This window comes from Sphingobacterium sp. FBM7-1, from assembly GCF_020687765.1.
Classification (GTDB): Bacteria; Bacteroidota; Bacteroidia; order Sphingobacteriales; family Sphingobacteriaceae; genus Sphingobacterium.
This window is the reverse complement of sequence record NZ_JAJEWJ010000007.1, coordinates 44,708-65,121: the sequence shown is the minus strand read 5'-3', so window position 1 is coordinate 65,121 and position 20,414 is coordinate 44,708. Positions and strand designations below refer to the sequence as shown.

Genomic DNA, 20,414 nt, shown 5'->3' with positions numbered 1-20,414 from the left:
TTGAAAAATAACAAGCGACATACCGAAGGCTACGTCATTATCACAGACTGGATGCAGCAAAAAGGCCATACACCTTTTAGCTTTCAGAAAAAAGCATGGAAGAAATACGGCAATGGGTACAGTGGCATGGTGGTCGCTCCTACCGGATTTGGGAAAACCTTCTCCATTTTTCTTGCGGTATTGATTGATTTCATGAATAATCCTTCCGGTTATGAAAAAGGATTAAAACTATTATGGATTACCCCTTTGCGTTCGTTAGCAAAAGATTTGGCCCGGGCGATGCAGGAAGCCATTGATGAGATTGGTTTAGATTGGGAAGTGGAGGTACGGAATGGTGATACGGATATCAAGATCAAGCAACGGCAAAGTCGACAGATGCCTGATGTATTATTAGTAACGCCCGAGAGTCTTCACCTCTTGCTCGGGCAAAAAGGTCGCCAGCGATACTTCAACGCTTTACAATGTGTAGCGGTCGACGAGTGGCACGAACTACTGGGAACGAAACGGGGCGTCATGGTGGAATTAGCAGTAGGATTTTTAAAACATCAATCTCCCAAACTACGCATCTGGGGTATCACAGCTACCATCGGCAATCTGGACGAAGCGATGGAAGTGTTAGTTCCGGACGTGAATAAACGAATAAAAATCGTTTCCCGTGAAAAAAAGAAAATTGCCATTATCCCTGTATTCCCCTCGGAAGTGAAGGTATTGCCCTGGGCCGGACATCTGGGTGGCAAGCTAGCAGACAAAGTCGTACCGATTATTTTGGAAAGTAAATCCACATTAGTTTTCACTAATACAAGAAGCCAAAGTGAAATGTGGTATCAATTGTTATTGGAAGCGTACCCTGATTTTGCGGGTCAGATTGCGCTACATCACGGATCCATTGATAGCCATATCCGACAATGGATCGAGGAAGCGTTAAGTGAAGGGAGGTTAAAAGCTGTTGTTGCCACTTCTTCTCTCGACTTAGGCGTAGATTTTAAACCCGTAGATACAGTTATTCAAGTCGGATCCAGCAAAGGGGTAGCGCGTTTCATGCAACGAGCGGGACGTAGTGGACATTCGCCGCACGAACTTTCCAAAATTTACTTTGTTCCGACTCATTCACTGGAATTAATTGAAGTCGCGGCTTTAAAGGAGGCTGTCAAAACACAAACTATAGAAAATCGGGATCCCATGGTGCTCACGTTTGACGTATTAGTTCAATTTCTGGTTACCATAGCTTTAGGCGGAGGATTTAAAACGGAGGTTATGTATCCCATGGTCAAAAGCACTTTTGCGTTTCGGGAATTAACCCGCGACGAATGGGATTGGTGCATGTTATTCATCACACAAGGAGGCGCCATAGGGAAGAATTATGAGGAGTTTCATAAAGTCGTCCAAAAAGATGATGACTTAATGGTTGTCGAGAAAAGACGCATCGCTATGTTACATCGCATGAACATGGGTGTTATTGTGAGCGATGCGATGATGCGCGTTAAGTTTCTTTCCGGAGGTTATATTGGTATGGTGGAGGAATATTTTATTTCGAGATTGCATAGCGGTGATAAATTTGTTTTGGCTGGACGTGTTTTGGAGCTTGTCCGCGTTAAAGAGATGACTGCCTATGTCCGCAGCTCTTCAGGTAAAGCCTTTACACCAAGTTGGTTGGGCGGCCGCTTACCCTTAAGCTCCAACTTAAGTCAATTCCTACGAGAAAAGTTAGCGCTCGCTACGCATCCCCATAGTGGAGAAAAAGAACTGCAATTCTTACACCCCTTGGTTGCACGTCAAAATGAGCATTCGCATATTCCAGCAGAAGATGAATTTTTGGTGGAATCTATCCAAACGAAAGAAGGATATCATCTTTTTATGTATCCTTTTGAGGGGAGGTTAGTACACGAAGTGATGGCTGCGCTAATTGCTTACCGCATCAGCCGTTTTATTCCAATAAGTTTTTCCATGGCCATGAACGACTACGGGTTTGAATTGTTCTCGGATGCAGAAATTGTACTAACGGAAACACAACTCCAGCAAGTCTTGAGTCGAGAGCACTTGATGGAAGATGTAACTAGCAGCATAAATGCCACAGAAATGGCAAAACGGAAATTTCGGGATATCGCGATCATTTCAGGCATGGTTATACAAAATCTACATGGAAAGCAACAAAACAACAAGTCTTTGCAGGCTTCTTCGGGTATTATCTTCCAAGTTTTGGAAGAGCATGATCCGCATAATTTATTGCTACGCCAAGCTTACACAGAGGTATTCAACCAACAATTGGAAGAACCACGATTGGTTGCGGCATTCCAACGGATACATCATAGTAAAATCATTTATAAATTTGCAACAGGGTTTACACCATTGAGTTTTCCGATCAAAGTAGACAGTCTGCGGCAATCCTTATCAAGCGAAGATCTGACAAGCCGCATCCAACGACTGCAGCAATACAATCGGAAACCTCGGAGATAAAAGCGATGAATATTATTACACATGACATATCTTTTGCTGGCACATCATTGACCTTGACAAATCAGCGCGTGTTGTTCTGGAAAAAACACAACATCCTTATCCTTTCTGATTTACATTTAGGTAAAGCGGCACATTTTAGAAAAAATGGTATTGCCCTTCCTACACAGGTCACGTTGCATGATTTGCAACGTCTAGAAAACTTGATACGTTATTTCCCTGTTAAACAAGTGGTGATCGTAGGTGATATAATTCATGCGGGTGCAAATACGGAGGTGAGTTTACTACAGCACTTCATTGGCAAGTTTCCTGATATCCATTTTGTTTTAATCAAAGGCAACCACGACCGTTTTACCAATACGCAGTGGACAACGATGGGTATTCATCAAATCTATCAAGATTGGTATCTGGACAACATTTATTTCACACATCAAACTAACATTATCCCTCATTCAGCCACGATTATTGGACACGCTCATCCTGGGGTTCGGGTCAGAATGCCCACCAAACAGTTCATCACCTTCCCATGTTTTGTTGTTTCCAGCCAACAAATTACACTGCCTGCATTTAGTCGATTTACCGGTCTCAACACAAGCCCCGTTTCACGTGATAGTGCGCGGTATGCCTTTCATGAGCAGGATATCTTTTGTGTACCCCATTCAAATTTATAGAACATTTTAACTATATTTCTGGATAGTAACTTAAAAAATATCAATATTTTAAAAAAAATTTGGAAGCATGTAAAAATCACACTATCTTTGTCCTATCATAATTTAGGTTTATAATTGGTTAGCTAAAGGTTTTCATTCTCCCCGTTTGAAAACCTTTTTTTATTTCAACCTATTATGTTCTTTCCATTTTTTATATGCAGGATACCGGTCGGATGTAGAAATTTTTAGTGGGTGATCCTCATAAAACCGCATATAAATTTTCCCCCCGCTTTCTCTAGCGATGTAAGGTAATGCAACCGCCCAACTCTCATGTATGCGGACAAATCGATCTTTGGGTAGACGTTCGCAAAATCGGGATAATGGAATTTTGACTTGCAAAGGAGAACCATCTACTTGGTATATGGTGGTAATCTCATCCTGTACTTCCAGATATACGATATTACTAATATCCAACATGTGTGTGATGGAACCTACTTTTACCGGCAGTTTATCAGCATGATCTGGAAAGTCTTTTGGGCTTTCGAATCCCATCGATATGGTAGCTCCTTGCGGACGCACAGCGTCTGTCAAAATAGGTTCCATCGTTATAAGTAACGGATTAGCACCGCGGTTTTTCGCGCCACGTAATCTTATCAAGAGCAACACCTGTTTCAATAAAAACAGAATTAAAGCATATTTAAAGAATGTCCAATAGAAGCGACTAAAACTTTTTAGAAACGCGCTCCATGAAGCTTCAAACTGACGATTCCACAACACGTCAGACACGATATTTTCTTTCACATGAATGATATAATACCCAAGAATGGCTAGTACGATATAACTACTTCCCAAAACCATCAACGCCTTGGTGTAATGTCTTCTCCGAAATAAAAGGTGAAGCATATATTGGCAGAGTTCTATTATTCCTATCGCGCTTAAGAAAATCAGTATATTGACTAAAAAACGAACGACAGACGACTCCGCATAATTGCTGATCTGGAAAAACAAAAAATACGAGCAATAAAAGCCGATTTTTAACCAAGGCCACCAATGTAATGAAAACGTCGAAAGGTAATTTAAAAATACGGATCTCATAAATGGTTAGTTTTATAAAAATTATGTCGATGAACAAATGTACTTAACCTACCTAATTTTTGCAATACCATAACCGTTTTCATAAAAAAAGGAATGCAGTTCCCTACATTCCTTTTTCGCTATCTTAAAAGTATACTGAGCTAAATTACTCGCTTAATGATGAGCGTGCGCATCTTCTTGACCGCCCGCCAGCGTAAATAATTCCGTTACTTTTTGTAAATTTTCCTCTGCAAAAGCACGTATATCTTTATCCGTATTACGCGTCATCCGCTTCAGCTGGTCTTTCACAACCGCCGCCTCATGTTGTACATGTTGAATATACGCTCCGTCTGAATAGGTAGCAGATGCCTGTTGAGCGACCGCTGCGTCTTCAACCTCCGCGGTATCTATATCTTCCTGCTCAGTTTCTACAGTCGTTACAGCGCTTGGCGCCGCAAATTTCGCAGATCCTTTAACTGGAAAATCAATGTGTTTGATAATTGCTAAGCTATCTAAAGCTGGGATCAATGAACTATATACTTCTTGACTTTTTGCGGCGACTTGTTTTGCTTGCGAAGAATTTGCTACTCCCGCCGCATAAGAAGCGTAATCGTTTTCATAAACAGTTTTGGCTCCCACAAGCTGAAAAAACTGGTAGGCGTCACCATCAACCAACGATGTATGTGTTAAATTTAATTGCCTTTCTTCCGCAGTCTTTGGGCTACAAGATCCCAAGAACGTAGCAGCACATACCCCTACTACAAATAAAGTATTTAATTTCATCTCTCTTCTATTTATCCTACAAAAATAAAAAAATAATCGACGTTACCGACTAAAATAACAATGTAGTGCGGTTACGCGACATTTCGCCCAGCGTTAACCACGCCATAAATGGTCCGAGCGATAAGTTTTCTGTATATCGCTTCCTGTTCTGCCGATAGCTTCTTGTTCAACATAGTGCGAATAGCATAATGTTGAATTGTTAAAAGTGGCAACACAATCTTCTCTCTCGCTAAGACGGATGCCCGCTCTATCGGATAATTTTCCATCAATTCCGATGCGTTACTCAGTTTCAGAAGATATTTTTTCGTCAATTCATATTCGTCACGCAGCATACACCAAAATGCACCAAAAGTTTCGTCGTACTGCATATAGGCCGTGACCTCGAAATTGGACTTTGTCATCGACATCATACAGTTATCCATAATCGTTTTGAACATGCCCGAACTTTCATAAAGATTTCTGACGTAAGACCAAAGGTTGTTTTCTTCTGCCCATTGTAATGCACTACCTACACCGTAAAATCCTGGAATATTCTGCTTCAGTTGGCTCCAAGAAGTCACAAAACTAATTGCCCGCAAATCCTCTAAACGTAATTCTCTATCGGAATTTCTCTTCACCGGCCGACTGCTGATATTTACTTCTGCAAGCTGCTTCAACGGACTAAGTGTCTCGAGGTATTTCAAAAACAAAGGATCCTTCCGTAACGACATGAATTTCCCATGACTGACCTGTGCCATCTGATCGATCACCTCCTTTTGCTTCTTAGTCAAGGTGTCGCCGTCGTTTTGCTGAAGCTCTGATATAATTCCGGCCTGTAGAAGTTGTTCAATGTTATACTTTGCCGTTTCCAACGAGCCGTACTGGCTACTGATAGTTTGCCCTTGAATCGTTAGTTGAATATGTTCGTTGGCAATCTCTTTGCCCATCGACGCATAAAAACGCTGGGTTTTTCCCCCTCCGCGCGCAGGTGGCCCTCCTCTTCCATCAAAAAACACTAAATCTACGTCATATTCACGTGCAATAGCTGTTAACTCGATTTTCGCCCGATAAATAGACCAATTAGCCATCAGGTATCCACCGTCTTTCGTACTATCGGAAAACCCGAGCATGATGGTTTGTTTGTTTCCTCGATGTTTTATATGTTCGGCATAGGCGTGATTCGCATATAAACTACGCATGACATCTGCGGCTCGGGAAAGGTCATCAACTGTCTCAAATAAAGGTACAAAGTCAATCGTCAAGTTATCCTTTTTCCATCCGGACCACAAGAATAACTGCATAAGACCTAGAATGTCAGATGGTTGTTGACAATTACTAATGATAAATCGTTGTGCCGCCCGCTCGCTTCCTGATTTCTGAATATCCTTGATTAACTTAATAACTTTTAACGTATCCACAACCAATGCATCTGCGTCTTGCTCTACATCAAAATTTGATTCTGTAAATTTAATTTCTTTCTCTTTTTCAACTTCCGAATCAGTAACTTTTTTCAAGTCAAGCCCCGTCTCAGGATGACGTTCGACCAAATAATTAAATGCGTTTCTTAACACACTACTATCCTGTCGAATATCCAACGTTGTAAAATAGCAGCCAAATGTGGACACTTTTCGTATTAAGTCTTCTACCAACTCTACAAACAATCCCTCATGCATGGTATCTAAAACCTCTTTTACTTTGTTGAGGTTCTCTAATATCTTAGCTGTATCGTCCGTTGGATTTTCTTTCGGATTAAAGCTGTTTTCATAGAATAAATTTTGAAGGACGTCCAAATATTGTTGCGTACCACGGAAGGTTATTCGACGTCGTAATACACGGAAATCGCGATAGTAACATCGGAATAATATAGTTCTTAACATGTTTGCAACTTTCTTCGTACCCTCCACCGTGACATTTGGGTTTCCATCTCTGTCACCTCCTGGCCAGAATCCTAATTCGATAAGTTGATTCACATCCTCCAACGGTACTTCCAACTCATTGTCGATACTTGACTGGATTTCAGAAGCGACCTTATAAAATACATTTTCTAAAAACCACGCTAAACTAGCGGCTTCGTCAACCGGTGTAGGCTTTTCTTTGTTGATAAAAGGCGTTTTACCAAGTTGCTGCAACAATAACTGGATATTGTGCACATCATTTCGTTTCAATGCATCAATTAAGTCTGTGATGATCGCTAGCACAGGACCTGGATAAAACTGTGTAGGATGCGCCGTCAACACGAGCCTAACAGAAAAATTATGTAATTTTTTTAATATCTTTTTTTTCAGATCAACGTTATCTTGTGCGCTACGAAATAACGACTGCAAAAGTCCAGAGTCGTCTGCTTTTCCTACGGACTGAAAGGCAGAATCTTCTACAGCATCAAAAAGCACTACCTGACGTTCAATATACTGTACAATTCGAAAGAGAAAATCAATGCGATCGTCTTCTTGGACGTATTGTTCATACTGTCCAAAGAAACTTTCGATAATATCCTCTGGTGTCAGTCTTTCTTCTACTCCTTTCTCGCAATGCGTGGAGAAAAAAGGGAGAATCGTACCTGTATGCTTTACACTTTGAAATGGTAACGTTAAAAAAAGGCTTTTATACAAATCAAAGCGCGTTAAGACCTCATTGTGAAAAACAGATTTTTTTTGACTTACTTTCATGTTAAAAATTAAGGAGTACTATAGATTTCGAATACCTTAAATTCGAATCGGACTAAATTATACACTTTTCACAACAAAAACAACTTTCTGGTATGATTAAAATATTAAACTACATTTTTCATTATCAAAAATACAAAGCCTAATGGGTGATTTTTTTGTATCTTTGTTTAGCACATTTTTTCATGAGAAGAACCCGAGAGATTAGTCATTTTTTCTACAGCCAATATTTTGCGGAAGGACTAATGATCACCCTAGGATGCATCATCCCGCTGCTCGTATGCGTTTATTTGGGATATGCTAACGAAGGAACTTTAATTTCTTTTGGAGCACTCCTAATCGGTCTTTCTGATACACCTGGAGCACCTTCTCATCGGCGATTAGGTATGTTATCTACGATCGGCTTAGGTATCCTAACCTATTCGCTGATCGTTTCCATCAACTTTTCTATTAGCTTAACGACCATCGCTATAGCCCTACTGGGTTTCTTTTTTGCGATGTTTGCGGTTTTCAATGCTCGTGCCTCAACCGTGGGAACAATGTGTACCCTTTTGATGCTCTTCAATGTGCAACATTCCGTAAACGCTGGAAATGTCTGGCTTAACCTTATATTCGTCATTGCTGGTGGTATGTGGTACATGCTAATCAGTATGTGGTCCCTCCAGATTCGCCCTTATCGTATTGCCCAACAGGAGCTTGCGGAGTCTATTCGCTATGTAGCGGACTATATCAGGCTAAAAGCAGATTTCTATGATCCTAATATCGACATCGACAAAAATTATCTCAAACTAATTGAAAAACAAGTAGAGGTCAATAAACATCAGGAATCCGTAAGAGACACCCTTTTTCAGAGCAAGCGGTCGATTAAAGATACCACCAAAATTGGACGTTATCTAACCCTTATCTTCTCTGATATTGTCGATCTTTTCGAGCAGAGTTTGACTACTCAATACGACTACAACGCCATTAAAGTTGCTTATAGTCAGTACGGCGTGCTCGTACCCTTCAAACATGCTATATTAAAGGTAACCAATGAATTAGATAATATCGCTTATGCGATCAATGCAAACCGGTTACCCAAACCGACTTATGCATTTGAAAATGATATGAACCATTTACGTGAATCGGTAGAAAAACTCGATAAACAGGGCGTTAATACCATCCCACTCAAAAAGGTCATTATCAATATCAGAACCATCATTAAGTATCTGGAAAACATATATAGTTATAACTCGACGAACGTCGGGCCAAATATCCCAAAAGAAGAAATAGACTCGGCGTCTCAATTTATTACACGTGACCAGATAGATTGGAAAAAGTTCAAGAGCAACCTTAGCTTGCAGTCGTCCGCCTTTCGCCACGCGATACGCGTGGGCGTTGTTCTCTCGGGAACCTACCTCACCTTGAATCTCATAAATTTTAATCCAAACGGGATTTATTGGACATTGTTAACGATTTTGGTTATTCTTAAACCAGGTTTCGGTTCTACACAAGAGCGGAATGCTCAGCGACTAATAGGCACCTTGATCGGCGGTATCCTCGGAGCGGTGGTTATTTTCACCATCGACGATGTCACCATACGGTTTATTTTCCTTATTTTCTTTTTCCTCAGCGGTTATAGTTTATTCCGTATTAATTATATTGTGGCCGTGATGTTCATTACCCCCTACATACTGATTATGCTCAGTTTTCATGGGACAGACACCTTAGAAATGGTGACTGAACGAATAATTGATACTTTTTTAGGGGGAGTGATTGCATTTGTATCCAGCTATGTTATTCTCCCAAATTGGGAAAGCTTTCAGTTTAGGGACAACATGCGCAGTTTATTAATAGCTAATTACAATTATTTGGCACAAGCAATACGGATACTCGCAGGAGAACAGCCGACTATTACTGCATATAAACTTTCTCGTAAAGAAGTTTATATCGCCTCGGCGAATATGGGATCAACGTTTCAACGTATGCTGACTGAGCCTAAATGGAGACAAAAATACACACAGGAGGTCAACCGTTTTGTTATCCTTGACCACATCTTATCATCCCACGCTGCGAACTTACTCACTCAAGTACAAGACGCAGATATGGATTGTTATAGTCGCGAACACGTTCGCCTGCTAAAAAAAACGCTTACTCATTTACGCAAGTCTATAGCGCTGCTCCCTTCACCTGATGATGAAAGAAAGTTTGACCCAGATGAAGACTTCCCCGATCTCAACGTAGCGACTAGCGAAGACGAGAACAGTAAACTAATTACGGAGCAATTACAGTTTTTGAGTAAAATCTCGGCAGATTTACACAAAGTTGTACAGCAGTTGGTCAGTCGCACCGTGGAAAATGAGCACAAAGAATCAATAAATTTAACAAATGGATAATCAAGTTTTTGATGTTTTAATTATAGGCGCTGGACCGATTGGGTTAGCGTGCGGCATTTCAGCACAAAAAGCAAATTTATCGCACATCATTTTAGAGAAGGGCTGTCTGGTAAACTCGCTATACAATTATCCGCTAAATATGACGTTTTTTTCCTCATCAGAACGACTTGAAATTGGAGACACCCCATTTGTGACAACACTGCCCAAACCTAAAAGAGCAGAAGCATTAGAATATTATCGTCGTATTAGTAACAAATTTGATTTAAACATCCGTCTCTTCGAGGAAGTTATTGAAGTAAAAAAGAACGAAAGATATTTTATCGTTACCACATCAAAGGAACAATATATGGCACGGTCTGTTATAGTGGCTACAGGTTTTTACGATATACCGATGTTATTGAATATCCCTGGAGAAGATCTTCCGAAAGTTTCGCATTATTATAAAGACCCACATTATTATACGAATCAGCGTGTCGTTGTCGTGGGCGCTAGTAATTCCTCCGTGGATGCAGCACTGGAAACCTATCGAAAAGGTGCGAAAGTAACATTGGTTGTCCGTGGACCAGAGATTGGCTCTAGAGTCAAGTATTGGGTACGACCGGATATAGAAAACAGAATTTCGGCAGGTGAAATAGATGTATATTTCCAAAGTCAACTTGTGGACATTCGCGAAGATTACGTCACTATTTCTACACCTACAGGGAAAGTCGAACTACCAAACGACTTTGTACTAGCACTGACGGGCTATCGCCCTAATTTTGATTTCTTAAAAAGAATAGGAATAGCTATACCAAATGAATCACCCATGATTCCCGAACATGATCCGCGAACGATGGAAACAAACATTCCTGGGTTATATTTAGCGGGAGTAGTTTGTGGGGGTCTCAATACGCATCTTTGGTTCATTGAAAATTCCCGAATTCATGCAGATATTATTATGCAACATATTTTAGCACGTACAGCTAACTGTGACGCAGGCCTCGAAGGAAGATCTTAACCATCTTTTGCTGCTTCGTCAAGATTAGGTCAAACTCATCTGGTGTAGGAAATAAGCAATCATTTAAATCTTTGCTTAATATTCCAACACGCATACCCATCAATGAAAAAAGCAGCAACTCTGCGGTTTCATTGAAATCGTCAACCTTGATCTCCTTATTGTCTACCCCCTTTTTTAAAATCCGGCTATATTGGTCACGGATGCGTTCAAAGTAGGGGCCGATATTCTTCCCCATCTCACCTGGATTTTGAATAAATTGGGAAGAAGAGTATTCAAACAAATTATAGTTATCCCGCATAATCGACATCCGGCTTTCCACGGCATACAAAAGTATCTCTTCAACGCCCGAAGCGCTCGGTATGTATGCTTCCACTTTATTAATCATCTCGTTTACCACATGTTCCAGCACAGCGGTATATAGACTATGTTTATCTGGGAAATAGTAATATAATAGCGCTTTTGAAAAAGATAAATCTTTGGCGATCTCTGCCATGGTTGTCTTTGTCATTCCAAAATGAGCAAAACGTCGTTTTGCCACATCAAGTATCTTTGCTCTCTTTACATCAACATTCTTCGACATGCTATTTTATTATTTATAACCTAAATGTATTCAATTTTATACGCTATAAAGTTACGCATTATATAAAATGAATATTCATGATCCTATGCCTTCAAAGGAATTTATGAACACAAGAGGGTGTATTTCATACTCCTCTTCTTTTGAAGGCTTATTTATAGCGGAAATACTGTGCTTTGTACTATCTTTACAGTCATATTATAAAGTTAATTCTTTTTTTGATTTTTTAAAAGGATTAGTCAAATTAAAACAAGTACAAAAAATGTCAAATACCATCCAGCATCAGATCTCTTTAAAAAATTATAATACATTTGGCGTCGAAGTTTCTTGTGAAAAATTCATCAATATACGCGACGAAAGTCAGCTCGTCACTCTTTTTAACGACGGCGCATTCCTTAAAGAGTTTTTCGTATTAGGAGCTGGAAGTAATGTATTATTTACCAGAGATTTCGATGGATTGATCGTTCGAATGGACACAAAAGGAATTACCTATTCTATAGAAGACGATTTCAATTACGTAACGGCAAGTGCCGGTGAGATCTGGAATGATCTAGTTTGGTATTGCGTGGATCATAATTTCGGAGGGGTGGAAAATTTAGCGCTTATTCCCGGTACTGTGGGCGCGTCACCTGTACAGAATATCGGTGCTTACGGGACAGAACTCATGGACGTCTTTCATTCCTGTCGGGCGTTTGATACAACTACCGGACAGTTCACGAATTTTCAGAGAGCGGACTGTAAATTCACGTATCGAGATAGTATATTCAAATCCACCTATAAGGGACGTTTTGTGATAACTTCGGTCACTTTTAAACTGCAAAAACATCATAAAATTAACACTACATACGGCGCCATCAATATGGAATTAGCGAAAAGAGGGATTTCCTCGCCTACCATAAGGGAAATCGCCGAGGTCGTATCCGCTATCCGGGTTGAGAAACTTCCAGACCCTTCGACTATCGGCAACGCGGGAAGCTTCTTTAAAAACCCGCTAGTATCTTCAGAAGTCTTTGAGAGTTTACAGGCACAATATCCTACTATTATTTCCTATTTCGTCGACGAAAACTATATAAAGCTTGCTGCTGGTTGGCTGATTGAAAGCTGTGGATGGAAAGGAAAAGTTGATGGTAATGTGGCTATATGGAAAAACCAAGCGTTGGTAATCACCAATTTAGGGTCAGCCAGCGGCGCTGATATCTACACGACATCGTCTAAAATAGTGAACGATGTGTATAAAAAATTTGGAATAACACTAGAAAGAGAAGTAAATATTCTTTAAAAGTTTTCCACATTTGTGAATTCACAATGTGATCAATGACACAAACACCTTACTTCATTGGCTATTAAGCCATTATTTATTGCAAATAATATAATTATAAAAGAATTTCATAAAATATTCATTTAGACTTAACACATATAAAAAAGTTTAGCACGCCATTTGCATAATTCACCGTGTAACCGTAGTTCATGAGAATGAATACTACTTTAGATAGCTAATTGAACAGGAATGTTCATTTTATAGTGTAAACTTTTAATCCAGTCTAATATGAACAAACTAGAATTTAACACTTTGGTAATTCAGCAATCGGAATCACTCAAAGCGTACGCAAGAAATTTCACGAGAGACCAGGATGACGCCAACGATTTGGTACAAGACACGCTTTTAAAAGCCGTTACTTACTTTAAAAACTTTAAAGAAGGCACAAACTTAAAAGGCTGGTTATACACTATCATGAAAAATACGTTTATCAATAACTATCGTCGTATTGTAAAAACAAACTCTTTCATTACCAAAGAGGAAGAAATCACTAGTGCTAACCTTGTTGTTTCTGCTACAAAAAACGGGGGAGAAAATAAATTTGTTATGGAAGATATCAATGACGCATTATCGAGTTTGTCGGATGATTACTACGTTCCTTTCACCATGTACTTCGAAGGATATAAATATCATGAAATATCAGACCATTTAAATATTCCCATCGGAACCGTAAAGACACGCATCCATGTAGCGCGCAAGGTGATGAAAAAAACATTGAGCACGTATAAATTCAATTGATAGCCCATTGTCGGAGCGAGTGATGGAGAATACCATCACTCGCTTTCAAAAAACGTCTATCATATAGAAAAACATCTTTCGGCTAGTTAGGTCAGTTCAAATCTAGACAAGCTTATAAACTGTTGGATTCGATTACGGATATCATCTACAGATAAATGCTGCAAGCGCTCCGTACCAAATCTTTCTACACAAAACGAAGCCAATGCAGATCCATAAATCACCGCATTTTTCATATTGGCAAAATTAATTGATTTAACTTTTGCCAAGTAACCAATAAAGCCACCAGCGAAGGTGTCCCCGGCTCCGGTAGGGTCAAAAACATCCGCCAAGGGTAATGCGGGCGCCGAAAACACTTGTCCTTCACCAAATAACAATGCTCCGTGTTCTCCTTTTTTGATAATCAGATATTTTGGCCCCATGGCTAATATAACCTGGGCTGCTTTCACCAAGGAATATTCACCCGATAGCTGACGCGCTTCGGCATCATTAATCGTTAACACATCTACTTGTTTCAGTACGGCTTTCAAATCGTCTAAAGCGACGTCCATCCAAAAATTCATAGTATCCAAAACGACCAACTTCGGCTTATGGTCTAAACGAGCCAATGTGGTTAGCTGCACTTGTGGGGTCAGATTCCCTAACAATAGGTACTCACAATCTTGATAGGAGCTGGGCAGTTTTGGGTCAAAATCAGCCAAGACATTCAATTCTGTTATTAAGGTATCGCGGCTATTCATATCGTTATGATATTTCCCTGACCAGAAGAACGACTTACCTCCTGACACCACTTCTACACCCTCAATATCAACCCCTTTTGACCTCAGAATATGCAGATTATCATCTCCAAAATCATCTCCGATAACGGAAACTAACTTTACTTTATTGTATAAATAGGATGCTGCTAGGCCTGCGAAGGTTGCCGCACCCCCTACAATTTTATCGGTTTTTCCGAAAGGGGTCTCAATAGCGTCAAACGCGACTGTCCCTACGATTACTAAACTCATAAGTTGCTCTGTTTTCAATAATAAACGACTAAAGCCGGTTGACAATATTAATGATTATTTCTGAAAACGTAAAAGCAAGAGAGATCTTAGTATCCCCAAGAATTCGGCTTGATCCGACAACAGCTTTCTAACTTCGTGCAGAAAACAAAAAAAGCGACCTCTCTTATAGAGAAACCGCTTTTAATTTTGCTCCTGAAGCTGGGCTCGAACCAGCGACCCTCTGATTAACAGTTATAGGGCCTATCCTTTATAAAGGAGTCAAAAATATGCCTTTCCGACTTACAGAAGCAATATATGAAGATTTTTTGGAACTGTAAAATTTTGGGCTGTTACATATTTGTAGCATTTTCTTGTTTTGTATCAATAAAGAAAAAGGGAGTTGCGACCTTTTTCCTACCACTGAACTACCAATCCCCATCGGGGTGTGGTTGTTCAATGGCAAGTGAGGTTTTTGTGGGCAGCACGAGGTACGAGGGTTGTACGTACAAAAACACAACTTGCAGATTGCGAAACAACAGAGAGGGGTTATACGGAAATATGCCTTAACGACACAAAAAACAGGCATTCTATTTTGAAGCATCTGAACACCCAGACATCTATATCTCCATACACCTAGATATCTACACATCTAGATATACGCATATTTATACACCTATATGCCTAGGCATCTATGCACCCAGATACCTCCCAAAAAATAGATAAAGGCAAGTGGGTAGATTTATTTCTATAATGCTGTGTTCAGCTATCAAAGAACGGTCTGGTTTAATCAAAATTACAACCATAAGATTAGCAACTAATCTTAAATTCAAGATAATAAAAAAATCGAAATAAAAAACTATTTAGCTAAATAATAAATCTAACCATCCTAAAGGGTATTTTCCGTGTTGCATTTATATATTTATATTAAGCACATAAATTATTTCTCCTTGCTTTTCTAATGACCTAGGTACCTGATTCGATCAGTAAATTACTGGATGCGCTCCTTAGTTTTTAGCTATTTTATAATAGCTAATATTTATACTGTGTTTGATTTTTTTACCCTACCTTTACTTATGATCTTATAAAGGTGGTTTCACAAATTATTATTGTATTTTTAGCATACGGAAACAATCACCCAAACGTTCTATTTCATTTAAATACTTTAAAAAGGCAGCAATTCACACCCGAAACCAAGATTGAATAAAAGAGAAGCAATCTCATCTTCCTTATAATTATCCCCTTCGATTATCAGCATATTATCAACATCTTCGAGGTCAAATTCGATATTGATTTTAGGATACATACATTCTAAATGATTGATAACAAGTCTCGATTCTTGATTATTAGTCACGTTGGTCTTAAATACTGATACCATAATATTATTTTAAAATATAAGTCTGTATATTAATCTATTTGTTGTCCTCTATTAACGAAAAAATTAATTTTTATCGCCATTAATTACTTCGTAATACTCCTCTTTCAAATCTTCGATTTTGTCTTTTAGCTCTTTTCTTAATTTGCCGGGAAGTGTTTTCAGTTTTTTCAATTGGAAAGCCAATACAATAGCAGATATTCCAGCAAAAATAAACGATAAAGCTGTTAATACGACCAATGACATTCCTGTAAAAATCGGATTAGCGATTAGTAGAAACGAGAATATTATCCCCAATACGCTCAAAATTGCCAGATTACCCCATTTGATGACACCGTAATTTTTCAGTTCAAAGGCAAATCCTAATCCTTGGAAAGAACGGAACAGCAAACTAAATCCTACGAAAAACGGCAGTGTAGTTGCAGCAACTTCGGGTTTTGCAACTAAAACAAGACCAATCAGTAAACCAAAAATTCCACTCGTCAGGTACCAGCCCCAACCTTCGAGTTCGTCTTTGTTCTGAACAGAAAACACGATTTCTAAAATCCCAGAAAACAAGAAAGTCAAACTGAAAAATATAGTCAGTGTTAAATAAGTCGCTGCTGGAACTGTGAATAAATAGCCTCCAAGGAGAATGAATAACGCACCAATGATTGCCGGAATATACCAGTGTTTTACGGTGTTGCGAATGGTTTTGAGAAATGTTGCCATAATAATCTATTTTGAATTAAAAATTTTGTTAAAAATAACTATAAAATTTGGTACTAAATCGAAATCAGTTACTGTTATAAATCAGTAAAGCGGTGTTTGAATATTGTAGCAAACGCTTGCTGTAATTGGCTCTGAACAGCCGTTGCATAAAACTCTTGTGCCGATGAATCACACACAACACATCAGTTGGGTTGCTGTTCATAAAATCGTTTAATCCGTCGATTACATCGGGATTTATGACGATTTCCAACGAAAATTCAGGGTTACTGATATTCGATTTCCATTGTTCTATCTTCGTCTCGACTTTCTCTATTTCCTGTTCACTTCCTGCCACATACACACATTTTAGCTGATTTCCTCCAAAAGTCTGCAAACTTTCGTTCAAACGATTTACGATTTTATATTCGTCGTCGTTCAGCATTACAGCGAGGGTAAAATTCCGTACTTCGGAAAAAGCTATATCCGCTGGAATGGCAAGCAAAGGGATTTCCAAATGATTCATCAATTTTTCGGTATTAGAACCAAACAGTTTTTTATCGACCGTATTCGCTCCGGAAGTCCCCATCACGACGACATCAATACCCAATTCATCAATATAATCATCTACAACCTCTTGAAAATAGCCTTTCTCAAAATGAAATTCTACAGGAATTCCCAGTTTGTTATTGTCCTCTGCAATCTTTTCCAATTTCTCAGCCTCGACTTTGAAATCAGACCGTTCGTCGGATTCCAGTTGTTCGTTATAGAAGGCAGCAAAAGGATGTATGCGACTCTGTTCCTCTTCATCTTTCGTCTCTATAATGTGTGTAACGTGAAGAATGTGAACTTCTGCCTTTATTTTCTCCGCAGCGGACAATGCATAGATAAAAGCATTTTCGGCTACTTTAGAAAAATCCGTTAAAAACAATATTTTTTTCATTTTATTAGTTTTCAAAATTTCTAAAACCTATATCCTTTAATGGAGTCTCCTCTAATCTTTTTACGTAATAACACCACTCGTTTGTAATGGAAACTACCGTAAGAATGTGTTGCTATGAAAATCAATATCGGCACAACCAACCAAGTCAATGTTCCCAATACGATTTTTCCTGAAGCCATTAACGCGTTCAGACTAATGTTTTGGTAAATTGCCATACCGTTCGGAATAGCTCCTGCATCGAGATACATCGAAATATCGTTCAAGCTTTGCCATTGTGATTGATAACTTGCCCACCCGATAATGGCACCACCAAGAGCTGTAGCCAGAAAAGACCTAACGACAATCAATACAGCAATCATTCCCATCATCTCATTCATTCCCAGGTTGAGCGAGGCATAAAACCATATCCCAATAAACAGAATACCCATTCCCAGACCTTTTAATATGGACGCATATTCAAGGTAACGTATGTCCATTTGAGGTTGAATAATCAGATAAAGACAAAGCGTATGCAGTGCAAAAAATACAAATCCTAAAGCAATGTAATACTTGAGATACCATTTATTTTTGAAGCCGTAAAACGCCAGTATTCCTGCGATGACGATACCAGGTATCATCCAAAGATTGGTGTGTGCATTAACTAGATTGTTGTATCCCAAGACACCAATCGCATACTGTGTATAAACCGAGGAACTTGCCAGATATAAGCCCAAAAACAGCAACAATATTAACGAATGACTGACATTTCTCTTTTTGAAAACCGAAAAATCAAGCATCTTCCGCTTGAGGGAATTTTGTCTGTATATTAAGGCAATAAATAGTCCCACGCCAATCATCAGCGAACCAACAATATTGGGTGAATGAAACCAGTTTTGCTGTTTCATAAACACAAAGAAATAATTCAGCGACATCATCGAAGCTGCGAATACAACCAGTGAAAACCAGTCAATTTGATACAGTGGCATCTTAAAACCAAAACGTTGATTGTGCTGAAAAATAAGTGATAGTGCTGCAATCACCAACATTATTGCGGACATAAACAAATACGGTGTCTGCCAACTGCCGTCGAATACCATCTGAGCAAAATAATACGCCGAAAGTTGTGCAAACCCAATAGACAACGGATAGAATATCGCATAGAATTTCCCTCGGTCACCTGTTGGAGAAAGAATGAACATCACTGGCAAAACCATTTCAATCAACGGAAACATCTTGAAAAAGCCTATAAGTAAGCTACATACTATCAACACAACAGGGCTGTCCGTTGTTCCGCACATATAGGATAATATGGCGAGGATAATTGCTGAACCGGCAATGATTTCTTTGGTACGGAAACGCATCTTGATGCGCATCAGTATCATAATGGCACAGCCCATCCCGATGGCTCCAGCGTTATTAGCCATCGAGATATATTCTGTATAAGTTGCTAAAGCTCCCGAAATATCCGTGATGTTGCTCGTATATACGCCCGAAACGGTCATCACTGGGAATAATATTCCCAAAATCAATAACAACATCACAGGTTTAGGAACCCAACTTGCAAAAGGTGCTTTATTGTACATAAATTTTGTTTTTCCTCACCCCAACCCTCTCCAAAGGAGAGGGAGGAGTGATGAGTTAACTATTTCAATGTTACTTCCACGTTCATACCGGTGCGAAGTTGCTTGATTTCTTCGGGTTTATTGTTTTCAGTAAATTCGATACGAACAGGAATACGTTGCTGTACTTTCACGAAATTACCCGTTGAATTATCTACCGGAACAGCTGCATATCTTGCTCCAGTAGCTCCCGAAACTGCGGTAATTTTTCCTTCAAAGGCTTTTCCGCCCAAGGCATCTACTTTGATAGTAGCCAAACCGCCGATTTCTACATTACCCATTTGTTTTTCACGGTAATTTGCCGTAATCCAAATGTTTTCTGTATCTACAATCGTAGCGACCTGTTGACTTGGATTCAACAATTGTCCGACATTAACAGTTCTCCTACCCATTATTCCGTCGTGTGGAGCGGTAATCACGGTGTACGAAAGATTTAGCTTTGCCATTTCCAACGCATTTTCGGCACGTTTGATTTCGGCATCGTTCATACTTAATCTTGCCTGCACTTCGTTTACCGACAATTCGCTCGTCGTTTTGGAGTTAATCACAGATTGATATTGTGAAATCTGAGCTTCCAGTTGTGCTTTTTGTGCCTCGAAATCCGATTTTATCTGGTCGAATTGTTGGCGAGTTACAGCTTCGTCTTCCAATAAGTTTTGGTAACGGTTGAAGTTTTGCTCGGCATTCCACAACCGTGCTTTGGTCGCTTCGATATTTGCTTTAGCTGCTTCCACATTTGCACCGACCGTATTGACATTGTTGGCTGCTGTCTTGACCGAAGTTGACGTCGCATTTTTAGATGCTACAGCCGCCATATAAGCTGCCTCTGCTTGTCCTAATTGTGTGATGATTTCACGGTCATCCAAAATCATTAAGGTATCGCCTTTTTTCACGTATTGATGTTCTACAAAATGAATTTCTTTGATATACGCTGAAACCCGTGTGTTAATCGGGTTGATGAACGACTCTACCTGTGCAGCATTGGTATATTTATCATTCCCAACATTGAAATAAGTTTTTACTACAAAATAAAGCCCACCCAAAACCAAAATAAGTATAAAAATATTGAGGATTTTGGTCTTTTTCTGCTTAGACTTTTGCTTGTTTTCCTTTCTCGTTTCCGCAGATTGTTGAACATCTTGCGGTGTGTTTTCTTGGTTGTTATTTGTATTTTCTGACATTTTAGTATTTATTTAAATCCCCAAATGGGAAATATTATCCTTGTT

Annotated in this window: 16 protein-coding genes; 6 read left to right on the top strand and 10 right to left on the bottom strand. The window is 39.3% G+C overall.

What is annotated here, in order from left to right; translation table 11 throughout:
- Complete coding sequence (locus LKO28_RS12280; RefSeq protein ID WP_227695183.1) at window positions 1-2,454, top strand: ligase-associated DNA damage response DEXH box helicase; 2,454 nt, start codon at window positions 1-3, stop codon at window positions 2,452-2,454.
- A 5-nt stretch (window positions 2,455-2,459) separates the two neighbouring features.
- A complete protein-coding gene (gene pdeM, locus LKO28_RS12275; protein WP_227695181.1) occupies window positions 2,460-3,122 on the top strand; it encodes a ligase-associated DNA damage response endonuclease PdeM in 663 nt (220 codons plus the stop codon).
- Between the two features lie 159 nt (window positions 3,123-3,281).
- On the opposite strand, the gene LKO28_RS12270 is transcribed toward pdeM, so the two are convergent.
- The 3 genes from LKO28_RS12270 to LKO28_RS12260 all read right to left on the bottom strand — a co-directional run bounded on the left by LKO28_RS12270 (window position 3,282) and on the right by LKO28_RS12260 (window position 7,603).
- On the bottom strand, window positions 3,282-4,196 hold the full coding sequence (locus LKO28_RS12270) for a LytTR family transcriptional regulator DNA-binding domain-containing protein (protein ID WP_227695179.1): 915 nt from the start codon (window positions 4,194-4,196) through the stop codon (window positions 3,282-3,284).
- A gap of 153 nt (window positions 4,197-4,349) precedes the next feature.
- Window positions 4,350-4,958 (bottom strand): hypothetical protein, encoded by a 609-nt coding sequence (locus LKO28_RS12265; RefSeq protein ID WP_227695177.1) that lies wholly within the window; start codon window positions 4,956-4,958, stop codon window positions 4,350-4,352.
- A gap of 71 nt (window positions 4,959-5,029) precedes the next feature.
- Window positions 5,030-7,603, bottom strand: coding sequence for a phosphoenolpyruvate carboxylase (locus LKO28_RS12260; RefSeq protein WP_227695176.1), 2,574 nt, complete (start codon window positions 7,601-7,603; stop codon window positions 5,030-5,032).
- 182 nt (window positions 7,604-7,785) lie between these two features.
- Here LKO28_RS12260 and LKO28_RS12255 point away from each other — a divergent pair, with 182 nt between their 5' ends.
- Together LKO28_RS12255 and LKO28_RS12250 are read left to right on the top strand one after the other, a co-directional pair.
- Window positions 7,786-9,975 carry an FUSC family protein gene (locus LKO28_RS12255; RefSeq protein ID WP_227695175.1) on the top strand — a complete coding sequence of 730 codons (2,190 nt, stop codon included), beginning with the start codon at window positions 7,786-7,788 and terminating at the stop codon, window positions 9,973-9,975.
- A complete protein-coding gene (locus LKO28_RS12250; protein WP_227695174.1) occupies window positions 9,968-10,972 on the top strand; it encodes a YpdA family putative bacillithiol disulfide reductase in 1,005 nt (334 codons plus the stop codon). Before LKO28_RS12255 ends, LKO28_RS12250 begins: the two co-directional genes overlap by 8 nt.
- Here the strand turns inward: LKO28_RS12250 and LKO28_RS12245 are convergent.
- Entirely contained in the window at window positions 10,938-11,552 is a 615-nt protein-coding gene (locus LKO28_RS12245; protein WP_227695173.1) for a TetR/AcrR family transcriptional regulator, read from the bottom strand. The genes LKO28_RS12250 and LKO28_RS12245 overlap by 35 nt on opposite strands.
- Window positions 11,553-11,811: 259 nt before the next feature.
- Between LKO28_RS12245 and murB the strand changes: the two genes are divergently transcribed.
- Together murB and LKO28_RS12235 are read left to right on the top strand one after the other, a co-directional pair.
- Window positions 11,812-12,828 (top strand): UDP-N-acetylmuramate dehydrogenase, encoded by a 1,017-nt coding sequence (murB, locus tag LKO28_RS12240; protein ID WP_227695172.1) that lies wholly within the window; start codon window positions 11,812-11,814, stop codon window positions 12,826-12,828.
- Between the two features lie 267 nt (window positions 12,829-13,095).
- Window positions 13,096-13,605, top strand: coding sequence for an RNA polymerase sigma factor (locus LKO28_RS12235; protein ID WP_227695171.1), 510 nt, complete (start codon window positions 13,096-13,098; stop codon window positions 13,603-13,605).
- 86 nt (window positions 13,606-13,691) lie between these two features.
- Here the strand turns inward: LKO28_RS12235 and LKO28_RS12230 are convergent, their stop codons facing one another.
- The 6 genes from LKO28_RS12230 to LKO28_RS12205 all read right to left on the bottom strand — a co-directional run bounded on the left by LKO28_RS12230 (window position 13,692) and on the right by LKO28_RS12205 (window position 20,369).
- Window positions 13,692-14,609: a PfkB family carbohydrate kinase gene (locus LKO28_RS12230; RefSeq protein WP_227695170.1), complete on the bottom strand. Its 918-nt coding sequence runs from the start codon at window positions 14,607-14,609 to the stop codon at window positions 13,692-13,694.
- Window positions 14,610-15,750: 1,141 nt separating this feature from the next.
- Window positions 15,751-15,963, bottom strand: coding sequence for a hypothetical protein (locus LKO28_RS12225; protein ID WP_118194049.1), 213 nt, complete (start codon window positions 15,961-15,963; stop codon window positions 15,751-15,753).
- A gap of 63 nt (window positions 15,964-16,026) precedes the next feature.
- Window positions 16,027-16,671 (bottom strand): HdeD family acid-resistance protein, encoded by a 645-nt coding sequence (locus LKO28_RS12220; protein ID WP_099371733.1) that lies wholly within the window; start codon window positions 16,669-16,671, stop codon window positions 16,027-16,029.
- 64 nt (window positions 16,672-16,735) lie between these two features.
- Window positions 16,736-17,590: a universal stress protein gene (locus LKO28_RS12215; protein ID WP_185214046.1), complete on the bottom strand. Its 855-nt coding sequence runs from the start codon at window positions 17,588-17,590 to the stop codon at window positions 16,736-16,738.
- Between the two features lie 20 nt (window positions 17,591-17,610).
- Window positions 17,611-19,152, bottom strand: a complete 1,542-nt coding sequence (locus LKO28_RS12210) for a hypothetical protein (RefSeq protein ID WP_099371735.1) — start codon at window positions 19,150-19,152, stop codon at window positions 17,611-17,613.
- 59 nt (window positions 19,153-19,211) lie between these two features.
- Window positions 19,212-20,369, bottom strand: coding sequence for an HlyD family secretion protein (locus LKO28_RS12205; protein WP_099371736.1), 1,158 nt, complete (start codon window positions 20,367-20,369; stop codon window positions 19,212-19,214).
- Between the last annotated feature and the right edge of the window lie 45 nt (window positions 20,370-20,414).